Source organism: Caballeronia sp. BCC1704 (assembly GCF_902833455.1).
Taxonomy (GTDB): domain Bacteria; phylum Pseudomonadota; class Gammaproteobacteria; order Burkholderiales; family Burkholderiaceae; genus Caballeronia.
Window position 1 is genome coordinate 1,686,111 of sequence record NZ_CADFFT010000001.1, and the last position, 24,122, is coordinate 1,710,232.

27 protein-coding genes and 1 tRNA gene are annotated in these 24,122 nt (G+C 64.6%); 17 read left to right on the forward strand and 11 right to left on the reverse strand.

Annotation, left to right across the window (positions count from 1 at the left end; genetic code table 11):
• Positions 1 to 37 precede the first annotated feature (37 nt).
• Complete coding sequence (locus HWX53_RS07885) at positions 38 to 1,150, forward strand: enoyl-CoA hydratase/isomerase family protein (protein ID WP_175940212.1); 1,113 nt, start codon at positions 38 to 40, stop codon at positions 1,148 to 1,150.
• A gap of 33 nt (positions 1,151 to 1,183) precedes the next feature.
• Here HWX53_RS07885 and HWX53_RS07890 read toward each other — a convergent pair whose 3' ends face one another.
• Together HWX53_RS07890 and HWX53_RS07895 are read right to left on the reverse strand one after the other, a co-directional pair.
• Positions 1,184 to 1,609 carry a hypothetical protein gene (locus HWX53_RS07890; protein WP_175940213.1) on the reverse strand — a complete coding sequence of 142 codons (426 nt, stop codon included), beginning with the start codon at positions 1,607 to 1,609 and terminating at the stop codon, positions 1,184 to 1,186.
• 93 nt (positions 1,610 to 1,702) lie between these two features.
• The gene (locus HWX53_RS07895; protein WP_175940214.1) at positions 1,703 to 1,960 is read right to left on the reverse strand and encodes a hypothetical protein; all 258 of its coding nucleotides are present in this window, start codon (positions 1,958 to 1,960) and stop codon (positions 1,703 to 1,705) included.
• Between the two features lie 143 nt (positions 1,961 to 2,103).
• Here HWX53_RS07895 and dusA point away from each other — a divergent pair, with 143 nt between their 5' ends.
• The 6 genes from dusA (at position 2,104) to HWX53_RS07925 (ending at position 4,801) form a co-directional block, all read left to right on the forward strand.
• Positions 2,104 to 3,108, forward strand: a complete 1,005-nt coding sequence (gene dusA / locus HWX53_RS07900; RefSeq protein WP_175940215.1) for a tRNA dihydrouridine(20/20a) synthase DusA — start codon at positions 2,104 to 2,106, stop codon at positions 3,106 to 3,108.
• A 127-nt stretch (positions 3,109 to 3,235) separates the two neighbouring features.
• Positions 3,236 to 3,311 (forward strand) — tRNA-His (locus HWX53_RS07905).
• 151 nt (positions 3,312 to 3,462) lie between these two features.
• Complete coding sequence (locus tag HWX53_RS07910; protein WP_175940216.1) at positions 3,463 to 3,765, forward strand: hypothetical protein; 303 nt, start codon at positions 3,463 to 3,465, stop codon at positions 3,763 to 3,765.
• Positions 3,766 to 3,786: 21 nt separating this feature from the next.
• Positions 3,787 to 4,176: a DUF5594 family protein gene (locus HWX53_RS07915; RefSeq protein WP_175940217.1), complete on the forward strand. Its 390-nt coding sequence runs from the start codon at positions 3,787 to 3,789 to the stop codon at positions 4,174 to 4,176.
• 33 nt (positions 4,177 to 4,209) lie between these two features.
• A complete protein-coding gene (locus HWX53_RS07920) occupies positions 4,210 to 4,413 on the forward strand; it encodes a hypothetical protein (RefSeq protein ID WP_175940218.1) in 204 nt (67 codons plus the stop codon).
• A gap of 28 nt (positions 4,414 to 4,441) precedes the next feature.
• A complete protein-coding gene (locus HWX53_RS07925; protein WP_175940219.1) occupies positions 4,442 to 4,801 on the forward strand; it encodes a hypothetical protein in 360 nt (119 codons plus the stop codon).
• Positions 4,802 to 4,815: 14 nt separating this feature from the next.
• Here the strand turns inward: HWX53_RS07925 and HWX53_RS07930 are convergent, their stop codons facing one another.
• A complete protein-coding gene (locus HWX53_RS07930) occupies positions 4,816 to 5,013 on the reverse strand; it encodes a hypothetical protein (RefSeq protein WP_175940220.1) in 198 nt (65 codons plus the stop codon).
• 311 nt (positions 5,014 to 5,324) lie between these two features.
• Positions 5,325 to 6,773 (reverse strand): MFS transporter, encoded by a 1,449-nt coding sequence (locus HWX53_RS07935; RefSeq protein WP_175940221.1) that lies wholly within the window; start codon positions 6,771 to 6,773, stop codon positions 5,325 to 5,327.
• Positions 6,774 to 6,975: 202 nt separating this feature from the next.
• Here HWX53_RS07935 and HWX53_RS07940 point away from each other — a divergent pair, with 202 nt between their 5' ends.
• The 3 genes from HWX53_RS07940 (at position 6,976) to gnd (ending at position 11,442) form a co-directional block, all read left to right on the forward strand.
• Positions 6,976 to 8,028 carry an NADP(H)-dependent aldo-keto reductase gene (locus HWX53_RS07940; protein ID WP_175940222.1) on the forward strand — a complete coding sequence of 351 codons (1,053 nt, stop codon included), beginning with the start codon at positions 6,976 to 6,978 and terminating at the stop codon, positions 8,026 to 8,028.
• A 337-nt stretch (positions 8,029 to 8,365) separates the two neighbouring features.
• A complete protein-coding gene (gene tkt, locus HWX53_RS07945) occupies positions 8,366 to 10,456 on the forward strand; it encodes a transketolase (protein WP_175940223.1) in 2,091 nt (696 codons plus the stop codon).
• A complete protein-coding gene (gene gnd, locus HWX53_RS07950) occupies positions 10,441 to 11,442 on the forward strand; it encodes a phosphogluconate dehydrogenase (NAD(+)-dependent, decarboxylating) (RefSeq protein WP_241269886.1) in 1,002 nt (333 codons plus the stop codon). Before tkt ends, gnd begins: the two co-directional genes overlap by 16 nt.
• 53 nt (positions 11,443 to 11,495) lie before the next feature.
• On the opposite strand, the gene HWX53_RS07955 is transcribed toward gnd, so the two are convergent.
• Positions 11,496 to 12,344: an ABC transporter permease gene (locus HWX53_RS07955; protein WP_175940225.1), complete on the reverse strand. Its 849-nt coding sequence runs from the start codon at positions 12,342 to 12,344 to the stop codon at positions 11,496 to 11,498.
• Positions 12,345 to 12,349: 5 nt separating this feature from the next.
• Complete coding sequence (gene nodI, locus HWX53_RS07960; RefSeq protein WP_175940226.1) at positions 12,350 to 13,303, reverse strand: nodulation factor ABC transporter ATP-binding protein NodI; 954 nt, start codon at positions 13,301 to 13,303, stop codon at positions 12,350 to 12,352.
• 296 nt (positions 13,304 to 13,599) lie between these two features.
• On the opposite strand from nodI, the gene HWX53_RS07965 reads away from it, so the two are divergent.
• Complete coding sequence (locus HWX53_RS07965; protein WP_175940227.1) at positions 13,600 to 14,109, forward strand: universal stress protein; 510 nt, start codon at positions 13,600 to 13,602, stop codon at positions 14,107 to 14,109.
• Between the two features lie 24 nt (positions 14,110 to 14,133).
• Here HWX53_RS07965 and HWX53_RS07970 read toward each other — a convergent pair whose 3' ends face one another.
• From HWX53_RS07970 to lexA, 3 genes are all read right to left on the reverse strand, one after another.
• Positions 14,134 to 14,715, reverse strand: coding sequence for a DUF2939 domain-containing protein (locus HWX53_RS07970; RefSeq protein ID WP_175940228.1), 582 nt, complete (start codon positions 14,713 to 14,715; stop codon positions 14,134 to 14,136).
• An 80-nt stretch (positions 14,716 to 14,795) separates the two neighbouring features.
• On the reverse strand, positions 14,796 to 15,131 hold the full coding sequence (locus HWX53_RS07975) for a hypothetical protein (RefSeq protein ID WP_175940645.1): 336 nt from the start codon (positions 15,129 to 15,131) through the stop codon (positions 14,796 to 14,798).
• A gap of 140 nt (positions 15,132 to 15,271) precedes the next feature.
• Positions 15,272 to 15,940, reverse strand: a complete 669-nt coding sequence (gene lexA / locus HWX53_RS07980; RefSeq protein ID WP_175940229.1) for a transcriptional repressor LexA — start codon at positions 15,938 to 15,940, stop codon at positions 15,272 to 15,274.
• Between the two features lie 248 nt (positions 15,941 to 16,188).
• On the opposite strand from lexA, the gene HWX53_RS07985 reads away from it, so the two are divergent.
• From HWX53_RS07985 to HWX53_RS08010, 6 genes are all read left to right on the forward strand, one after another.
• Positions 16,189 to 17,235 (forward strand): sulfate ABC transporter substrate-binding protein, encoded by a 1,047-nt coding sequence (locus HWX53_RS07985; RefSeq protein WP_175940230.1) that lies wholly within the window; start codon positions 16,189 to 16,191, stop codon positions 17,233 to 17,235.
• A gap of 105 nt (positions 17,236 to 17,340) precedes the next feature.
• The gene (cysT, locus tag HWX53_RS07990) at positions 17,341 to 18,234 is read left to right on the forward strand and encodes a sulfate ABC transporter permease subunit CysT (RefSeq protein ID WP_175940231.1); all 894 of its coding nucleotides are present in this window, start codon (positions 17,341 to 17,343) and stop codon (positions 18,232 to 18,234) included.
• Entirely contained in the window at positions 18,231 to 19,133 is a 903-nt protein-coding gene (cysW, locus tag HWX53_RS07995; protein WP_175940232.1) for a sulfate ABC transporter permease subunit CysW, read from the forward strand. The genes cysT and cysW overlap by 4 nt, the downstream gene beginning before the upstream one ends.
• A 15-nt stretch (positions 19,134 to 19,148) precedes the next feature.
• On the forward strand, positions 19,149 to 20,219 hold the full coding sequence (locus HWX53_RS08000) for a sulfate ABC transporter ATP-binding protein (protein WP_175940233.1): 1,071 nt from the start codon (positions 19,149 to 19,151) through the stop codon (positions 20,217 to 20,219).
• Positions 20,220 to 20,258: 39 nt separating this feature from the next.
• A complete protein-coding gene (locus HWX53_RS08005; RefSeq protein WP_175940234.1) occupies positions 20,259 to 21,185 on the forward strand; it encodes a CysB family HTH-type transcriptional regulator in 927 nt (308 codons plus the stop codon).
• Between the two features lie 33 nt (positions 21,186 to 21,218).
• Positions 21,219 to 22,220 (forward strand): asparaginase, encoded by a 1,002-nt coding sequence (locus HWX53_RS08010; RefSeq protein WP_175940235.1) that lies wholly within the window; start codon positions 21,219 to 21,221, stop codon positions 22,218 to 22,220.
• A 163-nt stretch (positions 22,221 to 22,383) separates the two neighbouring features.
• On the opposite strand, the gene HWX53_RS08015 is transcribed toward HWX53_RS08010, so the two are convergent.
• A complete protein-coding gene (locus HWX53_RS08015; protein ID WP_175940236.1) occupies positions 22,384 to 23,292 on the reverse strand; it encodes a 2-hydroxy-3-oxopropionate reductase in 909 nt (302 codons plus the stop codon).
• A gap of 28 nt (positions 23,293 to 23,320) precedes the next feature.
• The gene (hyi, locus tag HWX53_RS08020; RefSeq protein ID WP_175940237.1) at positions 23,321 to 24,121 is read right to left on the reverse strand and encodes a hydroxypyruvate isomerase; all 801 of its coding nucleotides are present in this window, start codon (positions 24,119 to 24,121) and stop codon (positions 23,321 to 23,323) included.
• Between the last annotated feature and the right edge of the window lies 1 nt (position 24,122).

The following is a 24,122-nucleotide window of genomic DNA, read 5'->3' on the forward strand; positions in this document are numbered from 1 at the left end:
GAAGTGACCGTACGAACCGTTTCGACTTCTCGACACGATGACCACCGAAGACATTCGTATTGACACCGCTAACGGCATCGGCTTCATTGCGCTCGACCGCCCGAAAGCGTTGAACGCGCTGACGCCCTCCATGCTGCACGCCATCGGCGAGGCGTTGCGCGCCTGGCGTCACGATCAGGCGATTCGCGCCGTAATCGTCTACAGCCCGCACGTGCGCGCGTTTTGCGCCGGCGGCGACATCCGTTTTCTCTATGAAGCGGCGAAGGCCGGCGACCGCGATTCGATCGACGCCTTTTTCACGGAAGAATACAAGCTCAATCACGCCATTTTCACGTTCCCGAAGCCGTATATCGCCGTGGTGAACGGCGTCGTGATGGGCGGCGGAATGGGCATCTCGCAAGGCGCGCATCATACCGGCGGACTGCGTATCGTCACGCAATCCACGAAAATGGCCATGCCGGAAACGCGCATCGGTCTCTTTCCGGATGTCGGCGTGAGCTGGTTCCTCGCCCGCGCGCCCGGCGCGATCGGCCGCTATCTCGCCGCCACCGGCGCGAGCATCGGCCCGGCAGATGCGCTCTATGCCCGCCTGGCCGACGCGTATCTCGACGACGGCGCGCTGCCCGGCCTGATCGAATCGCTGCGTCATCAGCGTTTTCTGGATGGCGTCGCGATCGTGCGCTTTGTCGAGAGCGAGACTACGAAGTACAAGGTGTCGCCGATTCCGGATACGAGCGCGCTCGCCGAGGCGCGTACGCTCATCGACAAGCATTTCGCGGCCGGCAACGGCGCGGCCATTCTCGCTTCGCTGGAGCGGGACGCGGAGGCATCCGGCAACGAATGGCTGCACGCCACGGCGGCCGCATTGCGCGAGCGCTCGCCGCTCTCCGTCGATGTGTCGCTTCAGCAGGTCGACCGCGCGCGCTTCTCGACGATGGCCGAAACGCTGCGCCGCGATCTCGATCTCACACGCTCGGTCTTCGAGCGGGGCGACGTGCTGGAAGGCATCCGGGCGCGCATCGTCGACAAGGACAACCAGCCGCAATGGAAAGTGGCGCGCGCAGAAGACGTGCGGCCCGATGACGTCGAGCGCATGTTCGACAGCGCCTGGACGCCGGCGACGCATCCGCTGCGGTCGTTGAAGGACTGATGGAAGCGGCCGCTTGGCCGCTTGTGCTTGCGTTCAGGCGGTCTCGCTACCCGCCATGAAAGCGCGCATGAAAACCAGCGCGCCCCAGCCCCAGATAGCGTTCGCAATGAAGCCCGGCGCGAGGCGCGGCAGCATGTTGCCGCTCGGCCAGATGCCGCGCGCCGGATCGATCACGAACGCGCTGACCGCCGTCAGCACGATGCCGCCGAACACGAGCGCACCGATCCACGGCGCGCGGTGTTCCGGCGCGACGCGCAACAGCCACGCCATCAATACGCCGAACACGGCGCTCCACAACGCATTGGCGATGAACTCCGGAATGCCGAGCGGCAGGAACGGCGCCGTCGAAAAGCCGGCGGCGTCGATCATTCCGGCTGCATGCAGCAGCGCGAGCGTCGATTCGCGAAAGAAGAGTGCGGCGAGAAAACCGGAAACGAACGGCAGAATGAGTTTTTGCATTGGCTGGACCGCTGGCAGGCGAGAACGCGGTTCGCGCGAAAATCGGGACGAGCGCCATTATAGGGGCGCGCGCCCGCCAGCCGGAGCCGATGCCTACTTCGCGATGGCGTCGCTTGCGGGACTGTGATGCAGCATGCGGTCGCTGTTGGGCGGTGGGGCGGGGCGCTTGACCGGCATGTTATCGGGATTATCGGGATTGTCGGGGCGCGCGGCGCTCGTTGCCGGCGAACCTGGCGCGCTGGGCGGCTTGACCATGGACGCGCCTTCGTCCGGTCCCGGTCGCGCGGTTTGCGCCTGTGCGGCGAACGCCATGCACAGCAGCGCAGCGGCCGCGATCGATTTGCTTTTCATGTCAGTCTCCGCGAGGCTCGACGCACGCGGGCGTCGCATGTTCGGTGTGACAGCCGGCGCGGGGAAAGATTCGGGATGCGCGCCCAGAACCGCCCGTTGCGCGCTGCGGTAAAATCGCGGATTAGCTGAAACAGACGTCTGCCATGTCCGCCGCTTCGAAAACCAGTCCCCGCCGCGTGTCCGTCGCTCCCATGATGGACTGGACCGATCGCCATTGCCGCTCGCTGCATCGTATGGTGTCGCATCACGCGTGGCTTTACACCGAAATGGTCACGACGGGCGCGCTGCTGTACGGCGATGTCGCGCGTCATCTCGCGTTCACGCCGGCCGAAGCGCCCGTCGCGCTGCAACTGGGCGGCAGCGAACCGGCCGACCTCGCCAAGAGCGCGAAACTCGGCGAACAATGGGGCTACGACGAGATCAACCTCAACTGCGGCTGCCCGTCTGAGCGCGTGCAGCGGGGCGCTTTCGGCGCGTGCCTGATGAAGGAGCCGGAGCTCGTCGCGGACTGCGTGAAGGCGATGCGCGACGCGGTGTCGATTCCGGTGACGGTCAAACATCGCATCGGCGTCGATGCGGTCGAGGACTACGCGTTCGTGCGCGATTTCGTCGGCACGGTGGCGCAGGCGGGCTGCGACGTGTTCATCGTCCATGCGCGCAATGCGATTCTGAAGGGCCTGAGCCCGAAGGAGAACCGCGAGATTCCGCCGCTCAAGTACGACTACGCGTACCGGTTGAAGCGCGACTTCCCGCATCTCGAGATCTCGATCAACGGCGGCATCACGACGCTCGATGAAGTGGAGGAGCACCTGAAGCATGTCGATGGCGTGATGCTCGGCCGCGAGGCGTACCACAACCCTTATGTGCTGGCGGGCGTCGATACCCAGTTCTACGGCGCGACGACGCCGGTGCCGACGCGCGAAGAAATCGAAGCCCAGTTGATCGACTACGCGCGCGCCGAACTCGCGCGCGGCACGTATCTCGGCGCGGTGACGCGCCATGCGCTGGGGCTATATCGCGGCGTCGCGGGCGCGCGTGGATGGCGGCGCACGCTGTCGGATAGCCGCCGGCTTGCGAAGGGCGATCTGAGCATCTTCGACGAGGCGCGCGCGTACTTGCGCGAAGCGGCCGAAGCGGTGGAGTCATGAGCGCACGCGTCGATCGTAAAAGAATGCTCAAGAGGACTAGGCAAGCAAATACTTTGTTCGTATAATCTCGCTTCTCGATTGGCAGGCAATCTTGCTTATACGAGACGTAGCAAATCAGTTGTCAGCGGTGGCTGTAGCTCAGTTGGTAGAGTCCAGGATTGTGATTCCTGTCGTCGTGGGTTCGAGTCCCATCAGCCACCCCAAAGAATTCATACGAAAAGCCCGGTCATCGCGACCGGGCTTTTTGCTTTCTGCTTTTTGCTTTTCCGCCGCTAAACACAGCCCCCGCACCGCGCCCGCACCGTGCTAGCATCAACGCACCACCACCCCGAACGAACGACCACGGAGACAGCTATGGCTACTTTGGCGATCGACGGCGTGCGTTGGGTCAACGACCGCGTGACCAATGTGCGCTGGGGCAGCTTTGATTCCGCCACGAACGACTGGGCGGCGCCGACCACCATCGTCGACGTCCATCAAGTCGTGGACGCCATCAAAAGCGGCAAGGAAGTGCGCACGCTCTTCAGGCTAGGCGGCCGCACGTTTCTCGGACCCAAAGTCACCGCATTGCCGTACTCGAACGGCCACGTGGGCATCGAGGCGCGCGTGCAGGAAGGGCAGATCGAGAAATCGCTCGAAGACTTGCCGCACGTCTGAATCTGGCTTGAGAGGAAGGCGTTGAATCGCGAACAGGCGCACAGGTTCGAAACCGAAATCATGCCGCGCATTGCCGAGGGCGTGGCCCGCGTGGTCGATGCGAAATTGCGCGTCGAAATCGTAGCCGGCGGCAATCCGCGCGAGCCGGCGCGGCTGCGCGTGAGCACGCCGCCGTCGGACGATGGCGCGCGCTCGCGGCGTTATCCGTTCGACATGAACGTCTTCCTGACGTGGGACAACGAAGAAATCGAGCGATTGCTGCGTCCCGGCGGCGAAGCACGTTTGCAGCGTTATCTCGACGCGCTCGGCGACAAGCTGCGCGCATGGCAGGACGCCCGCGAAGTGGATGTACCGACGCGCTCGCAGGCGGAGCCGTCGGTGCTGCTCGGCGGGCTGGACTTCGAGGCGTGAGTGTCTATCGCTTGGACGATCGTGGAGGATCAGATGGCATCGTCGAATGAAGGCAAGCTGCGTGCATTCGTGCAGACGGCGGAACAGGGCGGCGGGTTCGTGTGGGTCATCACGCTCGTCGATTTCGCGGCGGGCGAGGTCAAGCGCGCGTTGGTGTCCGAAGACAACTTCGCCACGGCCGACGCCGCGCGCGATGCCGGCAACGATCGCCTGAAGGCGATGTCAAGCGACCGCTAGGCGCTTCTTAAGCGGCGCGCGAGCGGATATGGCCGAGCATCAGAAAGAAGGCGCGGACGAAGCGAGAGAGGCGCGGTTTCGTAGCTACGAAGCGGCCGGCGAAGCGTCGATACGCGCGCAACTCGACGCGGCGCCCTCCGCCGACCCCGAAGCGGCGCACAAGCGCGCATGGCTGCACGCGAAGGACACCGCGCGTCAGGACGAACAGTTCCGGGCGATGTTCGCGTCGGTGTCGTCGGCCAACGACGCGGCGCAACTCGCTCGCGAATCCGCGGAGGCATCGCGCCGGTCGGCGTTCTGGACGATGATCGCGGCGCTCGCGGCGACGGCCGGCGTAATCGTCAATGCGGCGATTGCGCTCGGCTGGTTGGATTCACTCAGACGCTAGGGGTGAGGCGAAGCCTAGATCGTCCACCACGCGCGGACGGTCGGCTCGCCGTCGAGCGCGCGCAGGAAGTCGTCGGCGAAGGCGTCGCTGGCGACTTGCCATTCGGGCGTGCCGGTCGGCAGGTCGTCCGGATTCTTCAGCCCGCGCGCATGGCGGATCACGGCGACGGCTTCGCTCAACGCGGCGAGAGATTCGAGACTTTGCAGGTTCATACGCGGGTTTACGGCGCGAGCGCGCAAACCTTTAACCTGGTCCGATCTTGCAAGCCTGTGGAACCGGGCGACCTTTCCGAGGCGCCAAGCCAGCAGCCGTTCCGAACCCTGGAACTGTGGGCAGTCTTGAAAGCGTCTCAAACCTTCCGAGCCTTTGGTGCCTGGCGACCTTTTTAGAGCTTCGAACCAGCGGCCGTTCCGAACCTCTGAACCGTTCTGAGTCTTGTAAGCGTCCCCGCCCGTGCGAGCCTTGCAGGACACCACCAACGCTTCCAGTTCGGCAACGCTCGCATTGCGCGCCTCTCACGCGTCTAACGCTCCGTAGCCTTCCCTTTGACATGCCCCGAAACCAGCGCGCCTGCATCCTTGGGAAGACGCCACAGATCGATCACACCCAGCGCCCCGATCAACGCCACGATCAGGAACGCCACGCCGAAATCTTCCGGACCGATGGAGTGCGCGTCATGCCCGTGCAACCATTCGCCGATGCGCAGCGCGATGGCGCCGGCCGCGACGCCCACGCCCATCGACATCTGAAACAGCGTGCTGGATAGTGCCGAGGCGCCGCTCATCTGCGTCTTCGGCACGTCGGCGAAGCTGAGCGTATTGAGCGCGGTGAATTGGAGCGAGCGCGACAGGCCGCTCACGAACAAGACGACGACGATGACGAGCGTGGGCGTCGAAGGCGCGAGCAGGCTCATCGCGGCAAGCGAAAGCGCGGCGATGAGCCCGTTGACCACCAGCACCGGCCTGAAGCCGAAGCGCCGCATGACGGGCGTGGTGACGAGTTTCATCGCCAGATTGCCGGCGAAGACGGAGAGCGTGAGCAGTCCCGACATGAACGCGTTCATGCCGAAGCCGACCTGAAACATCAGCGGCAAAAGGAACGGCGCGGCGCTGATCGCGATTCGAAAGAGCGACCCGCCGCCCATCGCCACGGCGAAGGTGTGCACCTTCAGCGCCGACAAATCGACCACCGGCTGCGTCGCCAGTATCAGATATCTCCACGACGCGATGCCCGCCGCCGCGCCCACTGCGACGAGCGCGCCGATCATGCTCCACGACGTGTCGTTGCGGCCGATGAGTTCCATCGCGTAAAGAAGCGTCGTGCAGGCGATGCCGCACAGCACGAAGCCCGCGAAATCGAAGCGGCGGTTCGCGTCTTCGCGCACGTTGTCGATATGGCGCAGCGTCAGCAGCAAGCCGATCAGACCGAGCGGCACGTTCAGATAGAAGATCCAGCGCCACGACGAATACGTCGTGATGAAGCCGCCGAGCGGCGGTCCGATCACCGGCGCGACGAGCCCCGGCCACGTGATGATGGCGATCGCGCGCATCAGTCCGTCCTTCGGCGTGGCGCGCAGCACGGCCAGGCGGCCGACCGGCACCATCATCGCGCCGCCGATGCCTTGCAGCACGCGCGCCGCGGCGAACGCCGGCAACGTGGACGTCGCGCCGCACAGCACGGAGGCCGCCGTGAACACCGCGATCGCGCTGCCGAACACCGTGCGCAGCCCGAAGCGGTCGGCCGCCCAGCCGCTGATCGGAATGAAGACGGCGAGCGTCAGAAGATACGCGGTGATGCCGAGGCTCATGTCGGCCGGATGCACGCCGAACGAGTGCGCCATCTGCGGCATGGCGGTCGCGATGATCGTGCCGTCCAGGTTCTCCATGAAGAAAGTCGCGGCGACGAGAGAAACGATCAGCGACGAACCGGGCTTCGCTTCGTCGGACTGGCTGGGCGTCGTGGAGGATGACATCGGCTGCGTGGTTTGTCGTTGGAAGACGTTGTCGGTAAGCCACATCAAGCGAACTGCAAGCTCCGGAACCGGTTTCGCTGCATCGCTAAGCCTTGCATTCTATCGGCGGAGCAGACCTCGCGCGCCTATGGTAGTTTCTGCGCTTGTCGGCAATGCCGCCGTGGAACCGCGCCAGCAGGCGTCAACAAAAAGGAACGAAGCGATGAAGTATCGGAAACTGGGCGATTCGGGCGTAGACGTGAGCCTCATCGGGCTCGGCACCATGACCTGGGGCGAGCAGAACACCGAGAGCGAGGCGCACGAGCAAATCGACTATGCGCTTGCGCAAGGCGTGAACCTGATCGACGCCGCCGAAATGTACCCGGTCCCGCCGCGCCCCGAGACGCAGGGCCGCACCGAGGAATACATCGGCACGTGGCTCGCGAAGAACGCGGGCAAACGCGGCGATATCGTGCTCGCGACCAAAATTGCCGGGCCCGCGCGCCAGCCGCATAATCCGCGTCACATTCGCGGCGCGGGCAACCAGTTCGACCGCAAGAACATCAACGAGGCGATCGACAGCAGCCTCAAGCGCCTGCAGACGGATTACGTCGATCTGTATCAACTGCACTGGCCGGACCGCAGCACGATGACCTTCGGCCGTTCGGCGTATCCGTACATCGACGACGAATACACGGTGCCGATCGAGGAAACGCTCGCCGCGCTCGGCGATCTCGTCAAGGCAGGAAAGATTCGCTATGTCGGCGTGTCGAACGAAACGCCGTGGGGCGTGTCCCAATTCCTGCGCGCAGCGGAGAAGGCCGGGCTGCCGCGCATCGTCAGCATTCAGAATCCGTACAGTCTCGTGAATCGTACCTACGAGTTGGGCTTGTCCGAATTCACGCATAAGGAAGGCATCGGTCTGCTCGCGTATTCGCCGCTCGCATTCGGCTGGCTGTCGGGCAAGTACGAGGGCGGGGCGCGTCCGGCCGGCGCGCGCATCACGCTCTTCGAGCGGTTCCAGCGTTACAGCAAGCCGCAAGCGATCGCCGCGACGTCGTCTTACGTCGAACTGGCGAACCGCCACGGCCTGAGCCCGACGCAACTCGCGCTCGCGTTCGTCAACACGCGGCCTTTCACGACGAGCACGCTCATCGGCGCGACGTCGATGGCGCAGTTGCAGGAGAATATCGCGAGCGTGGACATCGAACTGTCCGACGAGATTCTGGCCGAGATCGAGGCGCTGCACGAGCGCCAGCCGAATCCGGCGCCCTGAGTCATGTTATGACTCATGACATGATTCGGGCCGCCGCGCCGCGAATGTGTCAGCATTGATGTTCAAGCACTTTCGCGGCTTAGAAGCCGCATGCACTATCCGGGCGGTGCGCCTTCGTTGCATCGCGTCGCCCGGCTGAAACACCGAACGCGCATTCGAACACCGCGCGTTCGCGTCCTGCCGAAAGCCGCCGCGCCAGCATGAAACGGCTGCGCGCGGCCGCCCGCACCCGGGCGCGGTGCCTTTTAGCAAGGCACTGCGCTTGCTCGATGGTCCTGGTTGCCGCTGAGGCGCCCGTCGTGCCTCAGCGCGCTCTTCGCGAAAGGAGTCGTCGCTCATGTCTCAAGCAACGCCGCAGTCCCAAGATCTGGATCGCCTCACGATCGACACGATCCGCACGCTGTCGATGGACGCCGTGCAGAAGGCCAATTCCGGCCACCCCGGCACGCCGATGGCGCTCGCCCCCGTCGCGTTCCATCTCTGGCAATACCATCTGCGCTACGACCCCGACGCGCCGCTCTGGCCGAACCGCGACCGCTTCGTGCTGTCGGTCGGGCACGCGTCGATGCTGCTGTATTCGCTGCTGCACCTCGCAGGCGTCAAGGAAGTGGACGAAAGCGGCGAGCCTACCGGCAACCCGGCCGTGTCGCTCGACGATATCAAGCAGTTCCGCCAGCTCGACAGCAAGACGCCCGGCCACCCGGAGTTCCGGATGACGGCCGGCGTCGAAACCACGACCGGGCCGCTCGGCCAGGGTCTCGGCAACAGCGTCGGCATGGCGATGGCCGCGCGCTGGAAGGAGGCGCACTTCAACAAGTCGGGCGCGCCGCTTTTCGATTACCGCGTCTACGCGCTGTGCGGCGACGGCGACATGATGGAAGGCATCTCGCACGAAGCGGCATCGCTCGCCGGGCATCTGAAGCTGTCCAACCTCATCTGGATTTACGACAGCAATCGCGTGACGATCGAAGGCCACACCGACCTCGCATACAGCGACGACGTGGAATCGCGCTTTCGCGGCTACAACTGGAACACGCTGCACGTCGACGACGCCAACGACGCCAACGCGCTCGAAGCCGCGCTCAAGGAAGCCAAGGCGACGACCGACAAACCGACGCTTATCGTCGTGAAGAGCATCATCGGCTGGGGCGCGCCGAACAAGCAGGACACGGCGGCGGCGCACGGCGAGGCGCTCGGCGACGAGGAAATCAAGCTCGCGAAGAAGTTCTACGGCTGGCCGGAAGACGCGCAGTTCCTCGTGCCCGATGGCGTCATGCAGCACTTCGCCGAAGGCATGGGCGCGCGCGGCAAGGCGGCGCATGCCCAGTGGAAGCAACGCTTCGACGACTACGAGAAGCAGAACCCGGATCTGGCGAAACAACTGTGGCAGATGCTCGAATCCAAGCTGCCCGATGACTGGGACGCCGACATCCCGACGTTCGAGGCGGACGCGAAGGGCATGGCGACGCGCGAATCGTCGGGCAAGGTGCTCAACGCCATCGCGAAGCGCATCCCGTGGATGATCGGCGGCGCGGCGGACCTCGCGCCATCGACGAAGACGAATCTCAAGTTCGAAGGCGCGGGCAGTTTCGAGCATGACAACTACGCCGGGCGCAACCTGCACTTCGGCATTCGCGAGCACGGCATGGGCTCGGTCGCCAACGGGCTCGCGCTCTCGAACATGCGGCCGTTCGCGTCCACGTTCCTGATTTTCAGCGACTACATGAAGCCGCCGATCCGGCTCTCCGCGATCATGGAAGTGCCGGTGATCTACGTGTTCACGCACGATTCCATCGGCGTGGGCGAGGACGGCCCGACGCATCAGCCGATCGAGCAACTGGCTTCGCTGCGCGGCGTGCCGGGACTCTGCACGCTGCGTCCGGCTGATGCCAACGAAGTGAGCGAGGCGTGGCGCGTGGCGCTGTCGTTCTCGAAGGAGCCGTCGTGCATCGTCGTCACGCGCCAGCCGCTGCCGACATTCGACCGCACGAAGTTCGGGTCGGCTGAAGGCGTGCGGCGCGGAGCCTACGTGCTCGCCGATGCCGAGGGCGGCAAGAAGCCCGAAGTGCTGCTGCTCGCGACCGGCAGTGAAGTGTCGCTGTGCGTCGAAGCATGGGAGAAGCTCACGAGCGAGGGGATCGCGGCGCGTGTCGTGTCCATGCCGTCGTGGGACATCTTCGAGAAGCAGGACGACGAATACAAGGACTCGGTGCTGCCGCCGGACGTGCACGCGCGCGTGGCCGTCGAGCAGGCCGCGACGCTCGGCTGGGATCGCTACGTGGGGCGCTTCGGCGCGACGATCGTGATGCACACGTTCGGCGCGTCCGCGCCGCTGAAGGCGCTGAAGACGAAGTTCGGCTTCACGCTCGAAGGCGTCTACGAAGCGGCGAAGAAGCAGATCGAGCGCGTCAAATCGGCCGGGGAGTGATCGACATGCAGATCGGCATCGTAGGGCTAGGGCGCATGGGCGGCAACATCGGCCGCCGCCTGATGCGCGACGGACACGAATGCGTCGTGTACGACCACAATCCGCAAGCCACCGACGCGCTCGCGAGCGAAGGCGCGACCGGCTCGAACGATCTCGGCGATCTCGTGGCGAAGCTCGCCGCGCCGCGCGTGATCTGGCTGATGCTGCCGGCCGGCAAGATCACCGAGGACACGCTTTCGGACCTGCACAGGATCCTGCAAGCGGACGATGTGGTGATCGACGGCGGCAACAGCTTCTACAAGGACGACATTCGACGCGCCGCGCAGTTCAGGGAGCAGGGCGTGCATTATGTCGATGTCGGCACGTCGGGCGGCATCTGGGGACTGGAGCGCGGCTACTGCATGATGATCGGCGGCGACGAGGCCGTCGTGAGCCGGCTCGATCCGATCTTCGCGACGCTCGCGCCGGGACGCGGCGACATTCCCGCGACGCCGGGCCGCGAAGGACGCGATCCGCGCGTCGAGAACGGCTACATGTATTGCGGGCCGGTCGGGTCGGGGCACTTCGTGAAGATGGTGCACAACGGCATCGAGTACGGGCTAATGCAGGCGTATGCGGAAGGCTTCCACATTCTGAAGCACAAGGAATCGACGGACCTTCCGGAGAACGAGCGCTATTCGCTCGACCTCGCGGATATCGCGGAAGTGTGGCGGCGCGGCAGCGTCGTGTCGTCGTGGCTGCTGGACCTGACGGCGGGCGCGCTCGCGAGCGACGGCGGGCTGGAACACTTCTCGACCATCGTGGCGGACAGCGGCGAAGGGCGCTGGACGATCGAGGCGGCCATCGAGGAAGCTGTGCCCGCGCAGGTGCTCTCGGCGGCGTTGTACACGCGCTTCCGGTCGCGCGACGCCGATCTGTTCCCCGAGCGCATGCTCTCCGCGATGCGCTTCGGCTTCGGCGGCCACAAGGAGTTTCCGGCGAAGTGACGCGCTGAGCGCTCGTTAGACGGCGATGGACCGCGACGGTCCATCGCCGTTTTTCATTTCATCATGCGACGGCGGAAAAGCCACGCGCAGACGAAGAACGGCAGCACGGCATAAGCGGCCAGCACGCCTGCGTGCAGCGCGAAACCGTCGAGCGGGCGGCCGAGCATCGCGGGGCGAATCAGTTCGACGGAGTGCACGAGCGGCAGCGCCTGCGTCACATGTTGCGCGAGCGCGGGCAGTTGCGCGACCGGAAAGAACACGCCGGAGAGCAGCAGCATCGGCGTGAGCGCGAGCGTCTGATAGAACATGAAGAAGTCGTAGCTCGGCGCGATGGCCGTGACGATCATCGCGGTGCTCGCGAACGCCAGCCCGGTCAACACGATAACGGGCAGCGCCAGCAGCATCGACGGAAAACTCGCGTAGCCGAGCGCGCCCGCGACCAGCATGATCGCGACGCCCGAGAGCACCGACTTGCTCGCGGCCCAGACCACTTCGCCGAGCACGATATCGCCGAGCGTGAGCGGCGTGTGCATGATCGCTTCCCACGTGCGCTGCACATGCATGCGGGAGAAGCCGGAGTACATCGCCTCGAAGCTCGCGGACATCATCACGCTGGAGGCCACCGTGCCCGCGGCGAGAAACGCAATATACGACACGCCCTCGACATGACCGACCATCAGCCCGAGACCGAGTCCGAGGCCGAACAGATAGATCATCGGGTCGGCGAGGTTGCCGATCATCGAGGCGACCGCGAGCTTTTTCCAGACGAGGTAATTGCGTCGCCAGACCGACATCCAATGTGTTGCATTCGCGGGCAGGGCGTTGGTGAGCGGCGCGGCGTCGCGCGGGTGCGTCTGGTTGGGGTTTTTGCTGGCGACGTGCGGTTGATCGAAGGTTTCCATCGCCATTAATCCACCATTTCACGCCCGGTCAGGCGTAAGAAAACATCTTCCAGATTCGCCGGACGATGCAGATAGCGCACGCCCTCGCGCCCCTTGACGCGCGCGTGAACGGCTTGCGGATCGTCGACGTAGCAAAAAAGCGTCTCGCCGCTCACTTCCATGCGCTCGACGAGCGGTTGCAGTTCGGCGGCCAGCGCCTGCGGGTCGGGGCCGTAGATCTCGATTACGTCCGAGCCGATCACCGACGCGATCAGGTCGCGCGGACGGCCTTCGGCAATCTTGCGGCCTTCTTCGATGACGCAGACGCGGTCGCACAGGCGCTCGGCTTCTTCCATGAAATGCGTCGTGAGCAGCATGGTCTTTCCGCGCGCCAGCAGCGAGCGCAGACGTTCCCAGATGAGATGGCGGGCCTGAGGATCGAGACCGGTGGTCGGTTCGTCCATGATCAGCACGTCGGGATCGTTGACGAGGGCGCGCGCCAAGGTCAGCCGCCGCTTCATGCCGCCGGACAATTCGCCGACGCGCGCATCTGCCTTGTTTTCGAGCCGCGCGAATTCGAGCAGCGACGGCACGAGCGCGTCCATGCGCGCGCCCGCAATGCCGAAGTAGCGGCCGAAGACGACGAGGTTCTCGCGTACGCTGAAGTCGGGATCGAGATTGTCGAACTGCGGCACGACGCCGACGCGTTCGCGGGCGAAACGCGCGCGCGACGGCACCGGTTCGCCGACGAGACGAATGTTTCCGTGATCGGGCGACGTCATGCCGAGCAGCATCCTGAGCGTCGTCGTCTTGCCCGCGCCGTTCGGCCCGAGCAGGCCGAAGCATTCGCCGGGACGCACGTCGAACGAGAGGCCGTCGACGACGTTTTTCGCGCCGTAGCTTTTTATGACTTCGCTGAATTCGATGGCGGGCGCGACGGCCGCTTCGGGGGCGTGCTCGCGCGTGGTGCGCTGTGTCATGCGTTTTGTGCCGGGGAAAGTTCAGCGAGCTAGTGTAATCGAATGCACCGGGGCGGCGCTTGCGCGGGCAGAAGCGGTGCGCCTGGCGAGTCGTGCGTGCATGCCGAAAGCCGCGAAGCCTTGTGCGACGGGCTTCGTCGCAATCTGGCACGCGGCCAGCTTGTCATGAGTCCAACGTGGCGCGGATTCGGCGCGCTATTGCGTGAAGTTAGCGTTTTCCATCGTTGCCACGTCCGGCGCGGCACAGGATCATGAAGTTACGCCGCAGTCAATCCGCGATGCGGCAGGGAGGCATCATGACAAGCTATAGAAAGATTCTGCTGTGCTACGACGGCTCCAGAGAGGGCCGCAAAGCGCTGCGCCAGGGCGCGAACCTCGCGCTCGACCTCAACGCGGAGACGCACGTGCTCGCGGTGGTGGACATGCGGTCGAGCATCGCGCAGAGCGCCGGATTGCTGACCGATATGGCCTGCGGGCGCTTCGAAGACGCGGCGCGCGATATCTTGCAGGAAGGCGTCGAGTGGCTGCGCGAACGTGGCCTGTCGGCGCAGGGGCATTTCGCGTTCGGCCATCCGATCGACGAAATCGCGGCGCTGGCCGACAGCCTCAAGGTCGATCTCGTCGTCGTCGGGCACCGCTGCCGGAGCGGACTCGCTCGTTGGTGGATGGGCGCGGGCAACACGCCTTTGCTGGATCGCGTGTCGTGTAGCATTCTCGTTGCCGTCTGTCAGGCAGGCGAATCAGCGGAAGCGGAAGATGCCGCTGCGTATGCCGCGAAGCCTGCAAAGGCCGAAGCGGGCGCGTGAGCGTGGATGGCTGGTGATCGCACGTCAGCCGTTGAGATCGACGGCGACGAGCTTCCATGACACCAGGCCGCTGCGGTGAAAGATGGCGGAATAGCGGGCGTCGCCTGCGCCGTGCTGGTACGTCACGACGAACGTGTTGATGCCGCGATAGCCGGCCGTCGTCTGCGGCGGTTGCGGAGCCGGATTGGATGGGCTCACGGACGCCGACGCATTTGCATCGGCTTTGCCGGCTGAGGGAGGACGTTCGCCGGGATTGCCGCGCGGCGGTATGCCGTTCAAGATGGCGGCGACTCCGTCCGGCGTCGCGTATGAATCCACGAGCGGGCCGACCAGCGCCGCGCCGATCATCGCGCCGATGATCGCGAGCGGGTTGCCGCTCTTCTGCACATCGATGCGCCGCGTGAGCAGCGCGGCGATCTGATCCTTCAAGCTCGCGCGCAACGCGGGGAAATCGACGTATTGGTTGACCGTTTGGGCGTCTCGCGCGTCGGCGGCGCGCTTGACGCGGTCCAGCACGATATACGGCGACGCGTAGACGAAGCCGAGCGCCGCGACGAGCAATAGGGCGGCGAGCGTGGCGACAATGAAACGAGCGGTGCGGGACATGCGACAGTCAAGCCTCTAGCGAAGGTCAATGCCGGATTGACCACGCCGCCGCACGACAGATTCCCCAACTCGCCGCCACTTCACGCCACCGTTCCGCCCGTCAGACCGGCGCGCTCTTCGTCGATGCAGCGGTCGATCATGCGCGACACTTCGCTGATCTTGCCGACGAGGATCAGCCGCGACTCGCTTCGGTACACGCGCACGGGAGTACTTCGCGGCGGCTCCGCGTGGACCGTCTGCGTCAGCGACACGCGCGCAAACGCTGGCTGACGAGACGGCAGCGCGGGCATGGAATCGAAGAGATCCGGTGCAGCTTCAGCTCGCGAAGGCGCCGCGGCGCCGCAAGGAATCAACGCACGCAGATGACGCAGACGGCCGAACTGGCGAAAGGGCAGCAAACGGGCAAAACGTTCCATCATGACTCTCCAGACGATAGGACGCACCGCGGCATGCCGCGAGCGGCTGCCGTCCGTGCTTGATGTACTCGAAACGCGCCGCGTCGTGCGTGGCGTGAAGAGGCGGGCAGCGATGCTTGAACGGGCGCTGCCGCCGCTGACTAGAACTCGCCCGAGCGGATCAGGCCCACTGCAATGCCTTCCAGCGCGAAGTCTCCGCTGCCCGACCGCACGAAAATGTTCTCGTAGTCCGGGTTCTCCGCGATGAGCTCGACGCCGTCGGGGCGGCGCTTCCAACGCTTGACCGTGACGTCGTCGCCGAGCCGCGCAACGACGATTTGTCCGTCCTTCGCCTCGGTGCGCTTCTGAACGGCGAGCAGGTCGCCGTCCAGAATGCCGGCGTCGCGCATCGACAAGCCGCGCACCTTCAGCAGGTAGTCCGGCTTGCTGGAAAAGAGCGCGGGGTCGCACGCGTAGTGCTGCGAAATATGCTCCTGCGCGAGGATAGGACTGCCCGCCGCCACCCGGCCTACGAGCGGCAACGAGAGCTGCATGATGCTCGCGTGCGGCAAGGTGAACTGGTGCGGAACGTCTTCCGAACGGCCAGCGTCCCCGATCAGCCGGATGCCGCGCGACGAACCCGCCGCCAGTTCGATGACGCCCTTGCGCGCCAGTGCCCGCAGATGCTCTTCCGCAGAGTTAGCGGAGCTGAAGCCAAGCTCAGCGGCAATCTCCGCGCGGGTCGGCGGAAAGCCGGTGCGCTCGATTGCACGCTGGAGCAGTTCGAAGACCTGCTGCTGACGCGCGGTAAGTTTTGAGGTTCTGGTCACTGGCTCGGGCCTCTCGTGCACTGTATGGATCAACAGATGACTGTATTTTTATACAGTATTCGGCGCTTTTCAAGCATTACTTTAAGTTCGGCTCGAAACCGCAACACGCTCCGACGTTCGGCCACGCACAAACGCCGGGGACCCGCTTTAGCAGCTTTGGATATAAAAGACTGAAAAACGATTATTTCTGTTCATATAGGCCCGCCGATAGACTGATTCCGTCAATTGGATAAGACGGAGAACGGGGAATGCAAAGCACGAAAGCGGGATTGGGGACCAGGGCACGCAAAGCGCTGACCGCGCTGGCGCTGACGGCGGCGGGCATCGGCGCGATGGTCGCGGCGAGCACGCAAGCCCACGCGCAGACGTCGTTTCTAAATGTGTCGTACGACCCGACGCGCGAGCTATATCAGGACTTCAATCAGGCATTCGCCAAGAAGTGGAAAGCCGAAACAGGCGAGACCGTCACGTTCAAGCAATCGCACGGCGGCTCAGGCGGACAGGCGCGCGCGGTCATCGACGGCCTGCAGGCGGACGTCGTCACGCTCGCGCTCGCCTACGACATCGACGCGCTCGCGGGCAAGGGACTCGTCGCCGCGGACTGGCAGAAGCGGCTGCCGGATAACGCCTCGCCGTACACGTCGACGATCGTGTTCCTCGTGCGCAAGGGCAACTCGAAGCACATCAAGGACTGGGACGACCTCACTAAGCCCGGCGTCTCCATCGTCACGCCGAACCCGAAAACGTCGGGCGGGGCGCGCTGGAACTATCTCGCCGCCTGGGCCTACGCGCAGCACAAGCCGGGCGGCAACGAGCAAACCGCGAAGGACTTCGTCGCGAAGCTGTACAAGAACGCGGGCGTGCTGGACTCCGGCGCGCGCGGCGCGACGACGAGCTTCGTGCAGCGCGGCCAGGGCGACGTGCTGATCGCGTGGGAGAACGAGGCATTTCTGTCGCTGAAGGAGTTCGGTCCGAAGAAGTTCGAGATCGTGGTGCCTTCGGTGAGCATTCTGGCCGAGCCGCCGGTCGCGGTGGTGGACAAGGTCGTCGACAAGCACGGCACGCGCAAGCTCGCCGAGGCGTATCTGAAGTATCTGTATAGCGACGAAGGCCAGCAGATCGCGGCGCGCAACTTCTATCGTCCGCGCTCGGACAAGGTGCCGGCCGACCTCACGAAGCAGTTCCCGAAGATCAAGCTCTACACCATCGACGACACCTTCGGCGGCTGGACCAAGGCGCAGAAGACGCATTTCGCTGATGGCGGCGTGTTCGACTCCATCTATCAGCCGCAGTAAGCGCAAAACGTAAGCAAACCGAAGCGGCGCGCCATGACGCCGCCGGTCACACAAGCATTCGATGACACGCGCTCCCCGGCGCACTGGAACAGGACGAAAGCAAGGATGACGACTTTCACTTTGCGCAAGCCGAGCGCGCTACCGGGCTTCGGCCTGACGCTCGGCATCACGCTCGCGTATCTGAGCCTCGTGGTGTTGATACCGCTCGCCGCCACGTTCGCGAAGACGGCGACGCTCGACTGGGCGCAGTTCGTCCGCGCGGTGACATCGCCGCGCGTGCTGGCGTCGTATCGGCTGACCTTCGGCGCGGCGCTCGGCGGAGCGCTCATCAACGCGGTGTTCGGCTTTCTCGTCGCGTGGGTGCTCGTGCGCTACACGTTTCCGATGAAGCGCATCGTGGATGCCATCGTCGATTTGCCGTTCGCGCTGCCGACTTCCGTCGCGGGCATCTCGCTCGCGGCCGTGTATGCGGGCAACGGCTGGATCGGGCAGTATCTCGCGCCGCTCGGCGTCAAGGTCGCGTTCACGCCGCTCGGCGTGCTGGTCGCGCTGACGTTCATCGGCTTGCCGTTTGTCGTGCGTACCGTGCAGCCGGTGCTGGAGGACTTCGAGCGCGAGCAGGAAGAAGCCGCCGCGTGCCTCGGCGCGACGCGCTGGCTGACGTTTCGCCGCGTCGTCTTGCCGTCGCTTTTCCCGGCGCTGCTGACGGGCTTCGCGCTGGCGTTCGCGCGCGCGCTCGGCGAATACGGCTCGGTGATTTTCATCGCTGGCAACGTGCCGATGAAGTCGGAAATCACGTCGCTTCTCATCATCACGAAGCTCGAACAATACGACTATGCGGGCGCCACCGCGCTCGCCGTCGTCATGTTGTGCGTGTCGTTCCTGATGCTTCTCCTCATCAACACGCTGCAATGGTTCCTGCAACGGCGCACGAGCCGCACGGGCGCGATCCCTGCGCACGCCGCGCATGCCGGGTCCGCTCAAGGGAGCCACGCATGAGCACGCCCGATACCAAAGCCATCGCGATGAACACCGCTGCGCCGCGCGATGCCCGCACGCTCGATCCCGTCACCGAATCGCGCGCGGTGCGCTGGCTGCTCACGGGCATCGCGCTGCTGTTCCTCGCGCTCTTTCTCGTGGTGCCGCTCGTCGCCGTGTTCGCGCAAGCGTTCGCGAAGGGCATCGACTATTACTTCGAGTCGCTCAAAGACCCGGACGCGTGGTCCGCCATCAAGCTCACGTTGACGACGGCGGCGATTGCGGTGCCGCTCAACGTCGTGTTCGGCCTCGCGGCATCGTGGGCGATCGCGAAGTTCGACTTTCGCGGCAAGGCGCTCTTGACCACGCTCATCGACTTGCCGTTCTCGGTTTCGCCCGTCATTTCCGGCCTGATCTACGTGCTGATGTTCGGCGCGCAGGGCTGGTTCGGTCCGTGGCTCGCGGCGCACGACGTGCAGATCATCTTCGCGGTGCCGGGCATCGTGCTCGCGACGATCTTCGTGACCTTTCCGTTCGTCGCGCGCGAACTGATTCCGCTGATGCAGGCGCAAGGCAACGACGAGGAAGAAGCCGCGCATGTGCTGGGCGCTTCGGGCTGGCAGATTTTTCGCCGCGTGACGCTGCCGAACGTGAAGTGGGGCCTGCTGTATGGCGTGATTCTCTGCAATGCACGCGCGATGGGCGAGTTCGGCGCGGTTTCGGTGGTATCGGGCCACATTCGCGGACAGACGGACACCATGCCGCTGCACGTCGAGATCCTCTATAACGAATACAACTTCTCGGCCGCATTCGCCGTCGCCTCGCTGCTCGCGTTGCTTGCGCTCGTGACGCTCGGACTCAAGCTCGTCGCGGAACGCCGCATGTCGCAATCGCTCGCCGATGCAGGCGCCAAGAACTAAGGCAAAGGACACATCATGAGCATCATCGTTCGCAATCTGCAAAAGCGCTTCGGCGATTTCACCGCGCTCGACAACGTCACGCTCGACTTTCCCGCAGGCGAGCTCGTCGCGCTACTCGGGCCGTCGGGATGCGGCAAGACCACGCTGCTGCGCGTGATCGCAGGCCTCGAATATGCCGATGCCGGTCAGGTCGTGCTTAACGGCGAAGACGTCGCGCAGGTGGGCGCGCGCGACCGGCAAGTGGGCTTCGTCTTCCAGCATTACGCGCTCTTCCGGCACATGACGGTATTCGAAAACGTGGCGTTCGGTCTGCGCGTGAAGCCGCGCCGCGAGCGTCCGTCGGAAGCCGTGATCCGCGAGAAAGTGCACGAATTGCTGAAGCTCGTGCAACTGGACTGGCTCGCGCAGCGGTTTCCTTCGGAGCTCTCGGGCGGGCAGCGGCAACGCATCGCGCTTGCTCGCGCGCTCGCTGTCGAACCGAAAGTGCTGCTGCTCGACGAGCCGTTCGGCGCGCTGGATGCGAAGGTGCGCAAGGAGCTGCGAAGCTGGCTGCGCCGCCTGCACGACGATCTGCATATCTCCACGCTCTTCGTCACGCACGATCAGGAAGAGGCGCTCGAAGTGGCGGATCGCATCGTCGTGATGAATCATGGCCGCGTGGAGCAGGTCGGCAGCCCGCAGGATGTGTACGATCATCCGCAGACATCGTTCGTGTATGAGTTTCTAGGCGCGGCGAATCGCCTTCAGGGTCATGTCGATGCGGGCGGCTTCGTCGCGGATGGCGCGGCGCAAGCCATCGCCGCGCAAGCGCACTTCAGCGGACGCGCGCTCGCTTACGTCCGGCCGCACGACCTCGCGCTGTACCGCGCCGACGATGCCGCGGGTCTCGCGCATCGCGACGGTATCGTGGTCGGCGTGCGGCGCGTGGTGACGCTCGGCGGCTCGGTGCGTGTTGAACTCGAAGGCGACGCGGGCGGCGTGCTCGAAGCGGAACTGGATCGGGAAGCGTGGCGCGCGCTGAAGCTCGATATCGGCGATGGCGTGCGCGCCGTGCCGCGCGCGCTGCGCGTCTTTCCGGCGCAGTGAGACATCCATAAAACGGCAGCAAGACAAGAGAGGCGAACCATGAACTTCCAGCAACTGCGCTTCGTGCGCGAGGCCGTGCGTCAGAACATGAATCTGACGGAAGTCGCGAACGTGCTGTACACGTCGCAGTCGGGCGTGTCCAAGCAGATCAAGGATCTCGAAGACGAACTGGGCGTCGATATCTTCATCCGGCGCGGCAAGCGGCTCACGGGGCTGACCGAGCCGGGCAAGCAGGTGCATCAGCTGATCGAACGCATGTTGCTCGATGCGGAGAACCTGCGGCGCGTGGCGCGCCAGTTTGCGGATCAGGACAACGGGCATCTCGTGGTCGCCACGACGCACACGCAGGCCCGCTACGCGCTGCCTAAAGTGATCCGTCAGTTCACCGAAGTATTTCCGAAAGTGCATCTGGCGCTGCGGCAGGGCAGTCCGCAACAGATCGCGCAGATGATCGTGAACGGCGAGGCGGATATCGGCATCTCGACCGAGGCACTGGACCGCTATCCGGACATCGTCACCTTTCCGTGCTATTCGTGGCATCACACAGTTGTGGTGCCGAAGGATCATCCGCTCGTCGGGCGGAAAGACATCACGCTGGAGCAGATCGCGGAATATCCGATCGTCACTTACGATCAGGATTTCACGGGGCGTTCGCACGTCGATCAGGCGTTCGCGAGCGCGGGCGCGATGCCCGACATCGTGCTCACCGCCATCGACGCGGACGTGATCAAGACCTATGTGGAACTGGGCATGGGCATCGGCATTGTCGCGGCGATGGCTTATGACGCCAAGCGCGACACCGAACTCGTCGCGCTCGATACGCAGCACTTGTTCGAAGCCAGCACCACGCGCGTGGGCTTGCGCAAGGGCGCGTTCCTGCGCGCGTATGCGTACCGGCTGATCGAAATGTTCGCGCCGCAACTCGACGAAGCGCAGATCGCCGCGCAACTGCGCGAAGCGGCCTGAAACACGCATGCCGGCTGATTTACAATCGCCGGCATGAACACACAGACTCTCCCCCGGATCGCCGTCCTTGCAACGGGCGGCACGATTGCCGGACAGGCCGGAAATGCCGCGTCCACGGCCGGTTATAAGGCAGGCGTCGTAGGCGTCGACAAGCTGCTCGACGCCGTGCCTGCGCTCGCTTGCGTCGCGCGAATTCATGCCGAGCAGATCGCGAGCATCGACAGCAAGGACATGAGCCTTGCGCTCTGGACGACGCTCGCCGCGCGCATCAATGAACTCGCCGCGCAGGACGATATCGACGGCATCGTCATCACGCATGGCACCGACACGCTCGAAGAAACGGCGTATCTGTTGCACTTGACCGTGAAGACTTCGAAGCCTGTTGTGCTGACGGCCGCGATGCGGCCATCGACCGCGCTATCCGCCGATGGCCCGCTCAATCTGCTCAATGCGGTGACAGTCGCGGCGTCGAAGCATGCCGCAGGGCAGGGCGTGCTCGTCGCGTTTAACAACCAGATTCACAGCGCCCGCGATGTGACGAAGACGAGCACCTATGCCGTCGATGCCTTTCGCTCGCCCGAAACCGGCGTGCTCGGTTTCGTGCAGGACGGCCGCGTGGAATCCCAGCGTACGGTGACGAAGCCGCATACGACGGCAAGCGAATTCACCGTGCCGGAGGACTGGCCGATGGTCGACATCGTCGGGAGCTATGCGGGCGTTTCGCGCGTCGCGATCGATGCACTCGTCGCGGCGGGCGTGAAGGGAATCGTCGTCGCGGGAACCGGCAACGGTTCGATGCACGAGAGCATCGCAGAAGCCGTGAGCGATGCGGTGAAGGCGGGCGTCGCGGTCGTGCGGGCATCGCGCGTCGGCTCGGGACATGTGATGCGCAATGGCGCAGCCAGCGACGATGCGCTCGGCACGGTCAGCGCGGGAACGCTGAATCCCTACAAGGCGCGCGTGCTGTTGCTGCTGGTGCTATCGGCCGGCATGAAGGACGCCGCGGCGCTGCAACGCCTCTTCGATACTTACTGAACGCAATCCGACGCGGACACCCGACGGCAAACCGTCTGACCGACCAAGGCTAACCCGGCGCGCCGCCGGATGCCGCTCTCGGACCCCACTTGCCGCCCTCAGCCCAGAGCGGCATTTGTCCCGCGTGCCCATACGCGGGACGCCCCACGGTTCAGGCGCGAGCCTACGCAGCGGCCTTCGCTTGCTGCGGTTCTTCCGCTACCTGAAAGTTCGACATTATTTCGAGCGCGCGCACGAGCGCCGAGTGATCCCACGCTTTGCCGCCATTGGCTGCGCACACGCTGAACAACTGCTGTGCGCTCGCGGTGTGAGGCAGCGCGAGGCCCATCTTGCGCGCGCCGTCGAGCGCGAGGTTCAGGTCCTTCTGATGCAGTTCGATCCTGAAGCCGGGATTGAACGTGCGCTTCGTCATGCGCTCGCCGTGCACTTCGAGAATGCGCGACGATGCAAACCCGCCCATGAGCGCCTTGCGCACGCGTTCCGGATCGGCGCCCGAGCGCGACGCGAAAAGCAATGCCTCTGCGACCGCTTCGATGTTCAGCGCGACGATGATCTGATTCGCCACCTTGCAGGTCTGACCCGCGCCGTTGTCGCCGATGAGCGAGATGTTTTTGCCCATCAGTTCGAAGAGCGGCTTCGCGATGTTGAACGACTTCTCCGGGCCGCCCACCATGATCGTGAGCGTCGCTTCGCGCGCGCCGACTTCGCCGCCGGACACGGGCGCATCGAGATAGTCGCAGCCGAGCGCGTTGATCTTCTTGGCGAACTCCTGCGTGTCGAGCGGGTTGATCGAGCTCATGTCGATCACTAGCTTGCCCTGGCTCAAGCCGTTGGCCACGCCGTCATCGGCGAACAAGACGTTGGCGACATCGGGCGTGTCGGGCACCATCGTGATGACGATCTCGCTTGCCTGCGCGACGGCCGTCGAGTCGGCGACGACTTTCGTTTGCGCGCGGATATCGTCGGGCACCGGATACTTGCCGTTCACGACGAGCGCGTGGCCGCCCTTGATGAGGTTGCGCGCCATGTGCGCGCCCATGATGCCGAGGCCGATGAAACCGATCGTTGCCATACTGTGTGCTCCTCCTTTGTGTCGTGGTTCAGGCAGCGGCGCGCGCCTTGTCCGTCGCGATCGAGCGCAGCCAGCCGAGGCCCGCTTCGGTGCCCGTGAGCGGCTTGTATTCGCAGCCGATCCAGCCGTCATAGCCGATCGAATCGAGCAGATCGAACAGGAACGCGTAGTTGATTTCGCCGGTGCCGGGTTCGTTGCGGCCGGGGTTGTCGGCAAGCTGAATATGCGCGATCGACGACAGGTTCTTCTTGATCGTCGCGGCCAGCTCGCCTTCCATGCGCTGCATGTGATAGATGTCGTATTGCAGGAAGAGATTGTCGGAGCCGACCGCGCGTATCACGTCGAGTCCTTCGTGCGAACGGTTCAGCGCGAAGCCCGGAATGTCGTATGAATTGCACGGCTCGACGAGCAGACGGATGCCTTCCTGCTTCAGCGCATCGGCGGCGAAACGAAGGTTCTCGATGATCGTTTCGCGTGCCTGTTGCGCCGAGACGCCCGCTGTCGGAATGCCGACGAGGCAGTTCAGTTGCGGCACGTTCAGCGCCTTCGCGTATTCGATCGCGCGCGGCACGCCGTCGCGAAACTCGGCGACGCGATCCGGCAAACACGCAATCCCGCGCTCGCCTGCTTCCCAGTTACCGGCAGGCAGGTTGTGCAGGACGATCTGCAAGCCGCTGTCCTGCACGCGCGCTTTGAGATCGCTGATCGAATATGGATACGGAAACAGGAATTCGACTGCCTCGAAGCCCGCGTTCGACGCCGCCGCAAAGCGGTCGAGGAACGGGACTTCGTTGAAGAGCATCGTCAGATTTGCGGCGAATTTCGGCATT